Here is a 12,187-nt window from a genome sequence, read left to right on the forward strand (position 1 = left end):
ATGGACGACGGGCTGGCCCGGCGGGTGACGCCGCTGACCGTGGTGGCGGATATGGCGGAGACGGTGGCCACCTACGTGGCTCTGGGCTTCGAGCCGGTGGAAAGCGGCGACGCGGGCTGTGTGGGCTTGCGCGCCGGTCCCACCTACCACGTGGTGGCGACCAAATCCTACATGGAGCGGCAGTTCAGCCCGCTGACCGTGGCGCTGCTGCTCGACCGCACCACGCCCTATGTCTACGTCTCGTCCCTGGACGAGGCCAAGGCGCGGCTGTCGCCCATGGCCGCCATCGTCGAGCAGGCGGCGCCGGGCGACGGAATCCGCGAGGCGGTGGTCGAGACCGGCGGCCAATTGCTGGTCCTGGCCGAGAAGGTCCCGGCCGAGGCTTAGGCGACGGCCGATTCCAGGGCGGCGATCTGCTCGGGCGTCATGCCGGCGATCTGGGTGGTGGTGAAGGCGTCCACCTGGGTGGCGGTCAGAGCCTCGATCTGAATCGGGGCCAGCGCCGCCACGTTGGTGGTGCTGAGATTGCCGACCTGGGTGGTGGTCAGGCCGCTCAGCTGGCCGGCCGACAGCGACGCCATCTCGGTGGTGCTGAGATTGCTGACCTGGGTGGGCGTCATGGCACGGATCTGGGTGGCCGACAGGCGGGCGAACTGGGTGTTGGTCAGCGCCTGCAGCTGGACGCCGGTGAGGTTGGTCACCTGAACCGTGGAAAGCGCCTGGATCTGGGTGTCGGTCAGCGCCTGCACCTGGGTGGTGGACAGGGCGCGGATCTGCATGCGGGTCAGCGAGCCCAACTGCTCGCTGTCCATCTGGGCGATCTGCGAGGTGGACAGGCCGCCGATCTGGGTCGGCGTCAGCGCGGCGATCTGTTCCCCGGCCAGGGCGTAGAACTGGGTGGCGTCCAGGCTGGCCAGCTGCTCGGCGCTCAGCCCGACGATGCTGGTGGGCGACAGGGCGTTGACCTGGGACGGGGGCAGCGCTCCGATCTGGGTGGTGGACAGCGCCGACAGCTCGGTGACGGTCATGCCCCAGATGCCGTATTGCGACAGCGACGAAATCTGGGTGGTGGAGAGCGCCTGCACCTGTGTGGTGGACAGCGACGCGATGCCGCTGGCCGATATTCCGCCCAGCTGGGTGGTGGTCAGCGCATCGATTTCGGTGGCGGTCAGTCCGCCGACCTGGGTGGTGGTGAGAGCCCCCATCTGGGTGACGGTCACCGCCTGCAGCTGGGTGGTGGACAGCGCCCCCAGCTGGGTTCCGGTCAGGCCGCCGATGCCGGTGGTCGACAGCGAGGCGATCTGGGTGGTCGACAGGCCGCGCACCTGGGTGTTGGACAGCGAGCCGATGCCGGTGGCGGTCAGTCCCGCCAGCTGGGTGGCGGCCAGCGATCCCACCTGGGTGGTGTTGAGGCCGCTCAGCTGGGCCGAGGCCAGCGCCCCCATCTGGGGGCCGGTCAGGCCGCGCAGCTGGGTGGTGGACAGCGCGCCCATCTGGGCCGAGGTCAGCCCGGCGAGCGACGCGGTGGCCAGGGCCGCCATCTGGGTGGCGGCCAGCCCGCGGATCTGAGTGGACGACAATCCGGCCAGCTGGCTGGAAGCCAGGCCCGACAGGCCGGTGTTGGACAAGGCGGTCAGCGAGGTGGTGGACAGGCTGCCGATCTGGGTGGCCGACAGCGCCCGCACGCCGGCGGTGCCAAGGCCCGCCAGCTGGGTGGTGGACAGCCCGGCCAGGTCGGCGGTGGACAGCCCCTGGATCTGCGCGGTGCTTAAGCTCCCCATCTGGGCGGCGGACAGCCCGCGCAGCTGGGTCAGCGACAAGGCGTCCACCTGGGTGGCCGACAATGCGGCCAGGGCGGTGGTGTTGAGCGCCGCCATGTGGCTGACCGACAGGCCGCCCATCTGGGCGGTGGACAGGCCGTGGATCTGGGTGGTGGCCAGCCCCGCCACGGCGGTGACGGTCAGGGCGGCGATCTGGGTGGGCGTCATGGCGCCGATCTGGGTCTCGTCCAGCTCGTCCACCTGCTCGGCCAGCAATCCCCGGATCTGGGTGATGGTGAGCGCCCCCACATCCTCGGTGGTGAGGTCGCCCACCGCGGTTTCGGACAACTGGCCGATCTGGGTGGCCGACAGGCCGCGCAGCTGGGTGACGGTCATGGCCTCGATCTGGCCGCCGGTGAGGCCGCCCACGCCGCCCACCGACAGGGCAGCGATCTGGGTGGCGGTCAGCTGGCTCACCTGCGCCGTGGACAGCGCCGCGATCTGGGTGCTGCCCATGCCGGCCAACTGGGTGGTGGACAGCGCGGCGAAGGCGGTTCCCGACAGGCCCGCCACCTGGGTGGCGGTGAGGCCACCCATCTGCTGGGCGGTGAGCGACCGCAGCTGGGTGGCCGACAGCGCCGCCACCTGGGTGGAGCCCAGGCCGGACAGCGCCGTCTGGCTGAGGCCGGCCACCTGGGTGGTGGACAGGGCCGCCACCTGGGCGAGGCTGAGGCCGGCGGTCTGCTCGGCGGTCAGGCCGGCCAGCGTCGCCACCGGCAGGGCGCGCAGCTGGGTGACGGACAGCGCCGCCAGTTGGGCGGTGGACAGGGCCGCCGCCTGGGTGGCGCGCAGCCCGGCGATCTGGGTACTGGTCAGCGCGGCCATGGCGGTGGTGGAGAGCCCTCCCACCTGGGTGGAGCTCATGGCGGCCAGCTGGGTAGCGGACAGGGCGCCCAGCTGGGTGGTGGACAATTGCGCCAGGCCGGTGGTGGACAGGCCGGCGACGCTGGCCCCCGACAGCGCGCGGATCTGGGTGACCGACAGCACGCTCATCTGGGCCGGACCCAGGGCGCCCAGCTGCGCCCCGCCCAGCCCGGCCGCCTGGGTGGCGGTCAGCGCCGACAGCCCGGTGGTGGACAATCCGGCGAACTGGGCCGAATCCAGGGCACCCAATTGCGCCGTGCCCAGGCTGCGCACCTGGGTGGCCGACAGCGCGCCCAGCTGGGTGGTGCTCATGCCGGCCATCTGCTCGGTGCCGAGGCCGGCGATCTGGGTGGTGGACAGCGCGGCCATCTGGGTGCCCGAAAGCCCGTCGATGCCCGATTCCGACAGCCCGGCCAGCTGGGAGGCGCTGAGCGAGCGCAACTGGGTGGAAGACAGGCTGGCCACCTGCGACGACGACAGGCCGTCGATGGCTCCGGCGGCGATGGCGGCGATCTGGGGGCCTCCCAGGGCGGTCAGCTGGGTGGTGGCCAGGGCGCCCAGCTGGGTCTCGCCCAGGCCGGCGATCTGGGTGGGGGTCATGGCCCGGATGCGGGTCTCGCTGAACACTCCCATCTGGGTGGGCGACAGACCGCCCACCGCCCCGGCCGACAGCGCCGCCATCTGGGTCGCCGTCATGCCCGACAGCGTGGTGGTGGACAGCGACGCCACCTGGGTGGCGGTCAGGCCGCCCAGCTGGGTGACGGTCAGCGCCCCCAGATCGGTGGCCGACAGTCCGCTCACCTGATCTCCGGTCAGCGCACCCACCTGGGCCGCGCTCCAGGCCCGCAGCTGGGTGGGGGTGAGGGCTTCGATCTGGGTGGCCGACAGCCCGGCGATGCCCGAGGCGGACATGGCCGCCATCTGGGTGACGGAGAAGGCGGACAGCTGATTGGTGCTGAGATTGGCCACGGTATCGGCGGCCAGTCCCTGCATCTGGGTGGTGGACAGGCCGGCCAGCTGGGTGTTGCTCAGCCCGGCGATCTGGCCGGCATTGAGCGCCGCCAGCTGGGTGGCGCCCAGGCCGCGCAGCTGGGTGTTGGTCAGGGCGGCCAGGGTGGCGGCACCCAGCCCGGCCACCTGGTCCTGGCTCAGCGCGGCGATCTGGGCCGCGCCGAACGCCTTGACCTGGGTGTCGCTGAGGCTGGCCATCTGGCTGTTGGTCAGCCCGGCCATGGCCCCGGCCGACAATGCGCCCAGCTGCGAGGTCGAGAAGGCCCCCACCTGGGTGGTGGACAGGGATTCCAGCTGGGTGGCGGTCAGGCCGCGCAGCTGGGTGGTGGACAGCACCGCCAGATCGGTGGACGTCATGCCGTCCAGCCCGTCCTCGGACAGGGCGGAAAGCTGGGTGGCCGACAGCACCCGCAGCTGGGTGGCGGTGAGCGATTCGATCTGGGCGGCGCCGAGGGCGGCCAGGGCAGAGGTGCCCAGCGCCGTCACCTGGGTGATGGACAGGGCCGCCAGCTGCCCGGTGGTCATGGCCTGGGCCTGGGCCTGGCTCAGCCCGCCGATCTGGGTGGCGGACAGCGCCCGGATGCGGGTCTCGCCCAGGGTGGACATCTGGGTCTCGGCGAGGCCGCTCATGGCCGTGGCCGACAGCGCCCCCAGCTGGGTGGCGGTCAGGCCGTCCAGGGTGGTGGTGGTCAGCGCCCCCATCTGGGACGCGGTCAGTCCCGACAGTTGGGTGACGGTCAGCACCCCCAGCTCGGCCGAGGTCAGGCTTTCCACCTGGGTAGGCGACAGCCATCCCACCTGGTCGGGCGACAGGGCGCGCATCTGGGTCGAGGACAGCCGGGCGACCTGGGTCTGGCTGAGGCCGCTCACCCCGGCGGCGGACAGCGCCCCCATCTGGGTGGAACTGAACTGGGTGACGTCCAGATTGGCGATGGTGTCGCCGCCAAGGCTGCGCATCTGGGTGGTGGACAGCGCCGCCACCTGGGTCGTGGTGAGGGCGCCCAGCTGGCTCGCCGACAGCCCGGCCAGCTGCGACGCGCCGAGGGCGCGGATCTGGGTGACGGACAGCGCCGCGATGGTCGAGGTGTCCAGGCCGCCGATCTGCTCCATGCCCAGCGCCGCGATCTGGGTGGTGGCGAGCGCCGCCAGCTGGGCCGGCGCCAGCCCGGCGATGCCGGTGGTGGACAGGCCGGCCATGGCGGTGACGCTGATGGCGGCCACCTGGGTGGAGGTGAGCGCCGCCAGCTGGGCCGAATCCAGGCTGGCCGTCTGGGTGGCGGTCAGGCCGCGGATCTGCGACGCCGACAGCGCGGCCAGCTCGTCGTAATCCAGCCCGTCCAGCCCGTCCTCGGACAGGGCGCCGATCTGGGTGGCCGACAGCGCACGCAGCTGGGTGGTGGACAGGGCGCCGATCAGGGCGCTGGACAGTCCCGACAGGGCGGTGTTGCTGATGCCGCCGACCTGGGTGGCCGACAGCTGGCCCAGCTGCGAGGCCCCCAGGGCGCCCAGCTGCGCCGCCCCCAGGCCGCCGATCTGGGTGGTGGACAGGGCCGACAGCTGGGTCTGGCTCAGTCCGCCGATCTGGGTGGTGGACAGGCTGGCCAACTGGGCGGCGGTCAGGCCGCGGATCTGGGTGACGGACAGCTCGCCGATCTCGGTGGAGTCCAGCTGCGAGAGCTGGGCGGCGGACAGCCCGGCCAATTGGGTGGGGGTCAGCGCGCCCAGCTGGGTGACGGTGAGGGCCGCCACCTGGGTCTCGGCCAGCCCGGCCAGCCCCGAGGTGGACAGGGCGGCGATGCTGGCGGCGTCCAGTCCTTCGATCTGGGTCTGGCTCAGCGCGCCGACCTGGGTCGCGGTCATGCCGCCGAACTGGGTGCGGGTCAGCGACGACAGTACGGTGGCCGACAGGCTGGAGATCTGGTCGGGGCTGAAGCCGGCGATCTGGGTGGTGGACAGCACCCGGATCTGGGTCGCCGACATGGCGTCCATCTGGCTGTTGCTCAGGCCGGACACGCCGGCGCTGGACATGGACATCAGCTGGGTGAAGCTGAGCAGGCCGATCTGGGTGGTGGACAGTTCGGACAGGCTGGTGGCACCCAGGCCGCGAATCTGGGTGGCGGTCAGGGCCGCCATCTCGGTGGCGGTCAGGCTCTGCAGCTGCGTGCCGCTCATGGCGTTCAGCTGAGCGGTGGAGAGCGCGCGCAGCTGGGTGAAGGACAGCTGCGCCACCTGATCGGGGGTCAGCGCCGCCACCTGGGAATTGGCCAGCCCGGCCACCTGGGTAATGCTCAGCGCCCCCATCTGGGTGGCCGACAGGATGGCCACCTGGGCTTCGGTCAGGGCGCGAAGGGCGCCGACGCCCAGCGCCGCCACCTGCGACGATCCCAGCGCCGCCAGCTGGCTGTCGGACAGCTGGCCGATATTGGTGGCGGTCAGCCCCCGGACCTGGGTGACGGACAGCGCCGCCACGGCCGACGGCGACAAGGCGGCGATGGCGGTATCCGACAGGGCGGAAATCTGGGTGGCGGTGAGCGCGCGGACCTGGGTCGCCGACATCTCGCCCAGCTGGGTCTGGCTCAGCCCGGCCAGCTGGGTCGGGCGCAATGCCGAAATCTGCGTCTGCGACAATCCGCCCAGCTGGGTGGTGTCCAACAGGCCGATCTGGGTGGCGGTGAGCCCGGTGATCTGGGTGGTGGACAGGCCGCCCAGCGCCGCCGGCGTCAGTCCCGGCAAGGCATCGGGCGACAGCGCCCCCAGCTGGGTCTCCGACAGGCCCTTCAACTGGGCCGATGACAGGTGGCTGACCTGATCGGCGTTCAGGCCCGCCAGGGCGAGGATGCCCAGACCGCCGATCTGGGTGGCCGACAGGCCGCCCAGCTGGGTTTCGCTCAGCATGCCCACCCGGTCCTGGGACAGGCCCAGAAGCCCGGTGGTGGACAGCGCGCCGATCTGGGTGGCGTCCAGCGAGTTGAACTGCTCGTCGCTCAAGCCCCGGATGTGCCCGGCGGTCAGCCCGCCCAGCTGGGTGGTGGTCAGGCGGTCCAGGGTGGTCTCGGTCAGGGCCGCCGCCTGTTCGACGCTCAGCCCCCCCATCTGCGCCGAGGACAGCGCCGCCAGCCGGGAATCGGTCAGGGTCTCGATGACCTCGACCGACAGGCCCCTGATCTGGGTGGCGGTCAGCGCGCCCATCTGGGTGGTGGACAATCCCGCCATCTGGGTGGGTGTGAACGCCGACAGCTGGCCCGGCGTCAGGCTGCGCACCTGGATCAGGCTGAACGCTCCCAGCTGGGCCGGGGCCATGGCGGCGATCTGCCCGTCGGACAGGTTGGCGATCTGGGTGGCGCTCAGTCCCGCCACCTGCGTGGTGCTCAACTGGCCGATCTGGGTCGGGCTCAGTCCGGCCAGCTGGGTGGAGAGCAATCCGCCCAGCTGGGTCTGGTTGAGCGCACCCAGCTGCTCGGCGCTCAGCTGCGCCACCTGGAATTCGTTGAGGCCGCGCAGCGCCGTGGTGGTGAGCGCGGCGATCTGGGCGGTGCCGAGCGCGGCCAGCTGGGTCTCGTCGAACTCGGTCAGGGCGCGTATGCCCAGGCCCTTGACCTGATACTGGTTCAGGCCGGCGATCTGCGTCGTGTCCAGGGCGTGAATCTGCTCGGCGCCCAGCATGCCGATCTGGGTGGCCGACAGGGCGGCGAACTGGGTCGCGGTCAGGGCGCGCAGCTGGGTCGCCCCCAGCCCCGCCATGGCGGTCAGCGCCAGGGCGGCGATCTGCGAGCCGCTCATGGCCTGGATCTGGTCCGGCGACAGATAGCCGATCTCGGTGGCGGTCAGCGCCTTGATCTGGGTGGCGTTGAAGGCCGCCAGCTGGGTGGGCGTCAGGGCCTCCACCTGCTCCTGGGTCAGCCCGCCGATATCGGTGGAGGTCAGCCCGCGCACCTGGGCGGCCGACAGCCCGCTGATCTCCATGGTGGAGAAGGTGGCGAACTGCGAGGTGGACAGCGCCCCAATCTGGCTGGCCGACAGGCCGGCGATCTGGGTGGCGTCCAGGGATTCCACCGCCGTGGTGGACAGCGCCCGGATCTGGTTGGTGCTCAACACCGCCACCTGATCGGCGGACAGCCGGTCCACCTGGGTGGCGCCCAGCCCGGCCACGGCGCGGGTGGCCAGATAGGAAAGCTGGGTGGAGGTCAGCCCCGACAATTGCGCGTCGGTCAGCCCGCCCACCTGCTTGGCGGTCATGGCCCCCAGCTGGGTCGGGCTTAAGCCCGCCATCTGGGTCGGCGTCAGGGTGGCGATGGCGGTGGTGCTGAGGAACTGGAACTGCGAGGCGGTGATGGCCGCCATCTGGGTGGCGGTCATGGCCGCGATCTGGGTCTCGGCCAGCCCCTGGATGCCGAAGGCGCTGAGCGCCGCCACCTGGTCGGCGCTCAAGGCGGCGATCTGGTCGGGGCCGAGGGCGCCCGACGCCGTCTGGGTCAGGCCGCGCAGCTGGATGGTGGACAGCGCCCCCACCTGGGTGGCGCTGAAGGCCGAGACCTGGGCGGAGGAAAGCGCCAGCATGCCGGTGATGGACAGGCCGCCCAGTTGGGCCGGGGTCAGCGAGGCCAGGGTCTCGCTGGCCAGTCCGCCTATCTGGGTGCCGGTCATGGCGGCGATCTGGCTGGCTCCCAGGCCGGTCATCTGGGTGGCGGTGAGCGCCCCGGCCTCGGTAATGGTCAGGCCGCGCACCTGGGTGGCCGACAGCACCGACAGCTGGCTGGGCGCCAGGGCGCGGAACTGGGTCACCGTCATCTCGCCCAGGTCGGTGGCGGTCAGTCCCTTGATCTGCAAGGCCGACAGCGACGAGATGACGTCGACTCCGAAGGCATCGAACTGGGCGTCGAGCAGCACCGACAATTGCTCGCCGCTGAACGCCACCTGGGAGGGGGACAGGCTGCCGATCTGGGTCTCGGTCAGCCCCGTCATCTGGGCGGTGCTGAGCGAGGCCAGCTGGGTGGCGCTGAATTCCTGGATCTGCTCGACGGTGAAGGCGGCGACCTGGAACGAGCTGAGCTCGCGGATGTCCGACGCGGTCAGGTCCCGAATGGCCGCGCCGCTCAGCTGAGCGATCTGCGCCTCATTCAATGACGATATGGACGAGACCATGTGTGCTTCTCCGGCCGAACCCTAGCGGATCGCGGCGACGCCAGACCTGATTTCGCGTGGCAACGCAAAAAGCATGCCGAGCCCTGCCCGTAATGGGATGCGGGCGTATTCCTATGTTTCTTATAAGGATGAACGGGAGTCGCGTCCCGGCAAATTTTGCCTGGTGCAGATTTTGCCGGGCCGATCTTGCCTCATTCGCCGGGCGAGGCAGCCTCTTCGACCATGTGCCGGCGGATCAGCGGCATCTGGAACAGCATGAAGACGAAGGTGAGCGCCATGCTGCCCGGCACCTTCCACAAGACCCAGACGTCCAGGCTGGCGACGCGGCGCACCACCTCGTTCAGCAGGGCCATGGCGATGAAGAACAGGCAAAAGCGCAGCGACAGGGCCCGCCAGCCGTCGTCGTCGAGGGCCAGCGCCTCGCCCAGCACCGCCTTGACCGTGGGGCGCTTCAAGATCAGGCCGCCGCCCAGCACGGCCGCGAACAGGCCATAGACGATGGACGGCTTCATCATGATGAAGGTCTCGTCGTTCAGCCACAGGGTGAGGCCGCCGAACACGCCCACCACCAGGGCGGTGACCAGCGGCATCAGGGCGACCTTGCGGGTGACGGCGAAGGACAGCACCAGGGCCACCGCCGTCGCCGCTATCAGCGCGGCGGTGGCGGGCAGCAGGCCCTTCAGCCAGTAAAGCCCCAGGAACACCGCCAGCGGCCCGAAATCCACGGCGGGCTTCAGCCATTTGGGGGCGTTGTTTTGCATGGCGGCGTATTGTCCTGGGCAGGTGGGAAACACTGGCGGGCAACCTGCCACATGGGGGGGCGCAAGGTAAAGTTCCATCCCTCGGATCGTGGCCCGCGGAGCCTCAATGCGAATGGAAGCGGTAGTCGTTCTTGCCGGATTTCTTGGCAACGTACATGGCTGCGTCGGCATTGGTGAGAAGCGTCTCTGCATCGTCAGCGTCGTCGGGAAAGAGGCCGATGCCGATGGAGGTGCCCACTCGTGCCACCTTGTCGCCAAAGACCATGGGGCGGTTGATGGCGGCGATGATGCGGTTGGCGATTTCGATGATCTCGTCGCGGCCGTTGGGATTTTCCAGCAGCACCACGAACTCGTCTCCGCCCAGGCGCGACACCGTGTCGGTGGTGCGCACCGAATCCACCATGCGGACCGCGACCTCCTTGAGGACGAAGTCACCGATTTCGTGGCCCAGGGTGTCGTTGACCGCCTTGAAACCGTCCAGGTCCAGAAACATCAGCGCGACCGGCGAACGGGCGCGCACCGCAGTCGCTAACGCATGCTCCAGGCGGTCGCGGAGCAGGGTCCGGTTGGGCAGGTCGGTCAGGGCGTCGTGGAAGGCGATATGCCGTATGCGCTGGTCGTCCCGGCGAAGCTCGGTGACGTCACTGAACATTGCCACGTAATGCAGGGGTTTGCCGTCCGAGTCTTGGATGGCGGACACCGTCTGCCAGACCAGGAAGGCTTCGCCGTTCTTGCGGCGGTTCCACAACTCGCCCTCGAAGCGCCCTTCCTCGGTCAATTTGCGCCAGAAGGCTTGGTAAAAGGACTGATCCTGGTGATTCGATTTCAAAAGCTTTGGCGTCTGGCCCACGGCCTCCTCGCGGTCATAGCCGGTGATCCGGGTAAAGGCTTCGTTGACTGTCAGGATCGTACCCCTGGGATCCGTGACGATGATGCCCTGGGACGCCTCGTGAAACACCCTGGCGGCCAGGGCGCTCTGAGCTTCGGCCGCCTTGCGCTCGCTAACATCCTCGAAGGTCCAGATGCTGCCGCCGGCGGGGTCGTCGGGCGTCAGCAGCTTTCCCCACATGCGCGCCCAGAGAAGGTGCCCGTCCTTGTGGCGCATCTGCCGCTCGACACCGTAGCGCTCACCCCGGAGCAGGGCGTCGTACGCGGTTCGCCCCAGTTGCTCGTAGGCCTCGTCGCTGGGGTAGAACATACGGGTACTCTGGCCGTTCATTTCCTCGACGGTGTGGCCGAAAATGTCCGACATGGCCTGGTTGCACCAGACCTGCTGGCGATTCTTGACCAGGGCGATGCCGATACTGGAGCAGGCCAGGATGGTGTCCAATTGCTGCATCTTGTCGAAATAACGTTGCTGCAGCGTCACATGGCTGGTCACGTCGCGGGAATAGGCCGCCACCAGCGAGACCGTGCCGCGGGCATCGGTGATGGGATAGATGGAGTTATCGAGAAACAGCCCGTCGCGCTGGTCGGGAAAGTGCTTCGGCCGCCCGTTGGCAACGACGGCATTCACCGCGTCCCGGCGATTCTTGCGGACTGGATCTGGGAAGAAGTCGTAAACGCATTTTCCGATCAGATCGTCCGGAATCTTTTGAAAGCGGGAAGCCAGTGCCTGGTTGCAGGCCAGGACGGTACCATTCGGCGCCAGCAGGCAGGCGGCGTCCAGGGACGCGTTGATCAGGGCGGCGGTCCGTCTTTCACTTTCCCGAAGTCTCTCCAGGTTCCGCAGATAGGCGAAGAGGGCATAGGACAAGGCCAGAGACAGGGCGATCGCTCCGGCTTCCAAGAGGTTGAGGGCGGCGGTGTCGCCATGCCATCCCGTTGTCGGCATGGCCGCCAGTTGCCATGTCCCGCCGGGGACGTGGGCGTCGAACAGCAGGGCGTCCTCTCTGAACAGGCGTTCGTCGCCGAAGAAGGCCACACCGTTCGCACCCTTGCCGTCCACGCCGCGCAGGGCGAAACTGATGCCGCGCTCTTCCATCTTCAGGTCGGCGGACCATAAGATGTCGTCCAGGTCGAGTACGATGCTGATGACGCCCCAGTAGCGGCCATCGGCGAAGAAGACCGGAGTCCGGCTGATGACGCCCGTCCCCCCCTGGCGCAGGTTCACCGGTCCGGCCAGGACCGTGGAGCGGGTCTCGATGGCGCGTTGCACGCTCGGCCATTGGCTGGGAATATCAGGATAGTACAATCCGATGGCGGCCTGATTCCCTTCGTGGGGAAAGACCCGGGAGATCCGGTTGTCGGGGGCGATGCCGATATTGCGGATATGGCGGCCGTACTGATGCAGCGCCTGAAGCGCACGGTCGGCGCTGTCCCCCATGACGCCGTTCTGGGCCACGATATGAGCGACCATGCCGTTGGCCAGAAAGACATTGGCGTTCAATTCGGCTTCCAGCCGGGCCAAACGCGCCAGCGCAGCCCGACCGACATCGGCCCGCAATTCCTGGTCCCGCCGCCCGCGCTCCGTCGTCACGCCGAAATGGATCAGCAGGCACAAAGTCGTGAGGGCAGCGCCGCTGATCAGCAGGTGTGAAAATCTGAATGCGTTCAAGGGCGGCAACGCGGTCTCCCTCCGCGACCTCG

At 69.3% G+C, this 12,187-nt stretch carries 4 protein-coding genes; 1 reads left to right on the forward strand and 3 read right to left on the reverse strand.

The window, feature by feature from the left end:
• On the forward strand, positions 1–387 hold the full coding sequence (locus WV31_RS17520) for a hypothetical protein (RefSeq protein ID WP_085374775.1): 387 nt from the start codon (positions 1–3) through the stop codon (positions 385–387).
• Here WV31_RS17520 and WV31_RS17525 read toward each other — a convergent pair.
• The 3 genes from WV31_RS17525 to WV31_RS17535 all read right to left on the reverse strand — a co-directional run bounded on the left by WV31_RS17525 (position 384) and on the right by WV31_RS17535 (position 12,155).
• Positions 384–8,837: a hypothetical protein gene (locus WV31_RS17525; RefSeq protein WP_145980900.1), complete on the reverse strand. Its 8,454-nt coding sequence runs from the start codon at positions 8,835–8,837 to the stop codon at positions 384–386. The genes WV31_RS17520 and WV31_RS17525 overlap by 4 nt on opposite strands.
• Positions 8,838–9,028: 191 nt before the next feature.
• Complete coding sequence (locus WV31_RS17530) at positions 9,029–9,598, reverse strand: septation protein A (protein ID WP_085374777.1); 570 nt, start codon at positions 9,596–9,598, stop codon at positions 9,029–9,031.
• A 103-nt stretch (positions 9,599–9,701) separates the two neighbouring features.
• Positions 9,702–12,155, reverse strand: coding sequence for a sensor domain-containing diguanylate cyclase (locus WV31_RS17535; protein ID WP_145980901.1), 2,454 nt, complete (start codon positions 12,153–12,155; stop codon positions 9,702–9,704).
• Positions 12,156–12,187 lie beyond the last annotated feature (32 nt).

Source organism: Magnetospirillum sp. ME-1, assembly GCF_002105535.1.
Taxonomy (GTDB): domain Bacteria; phylum Pseudomonadota; class Alphaproteobacteria; order Rhodospirillales; family Magnetospirillaceae; genus Phaeospirillum.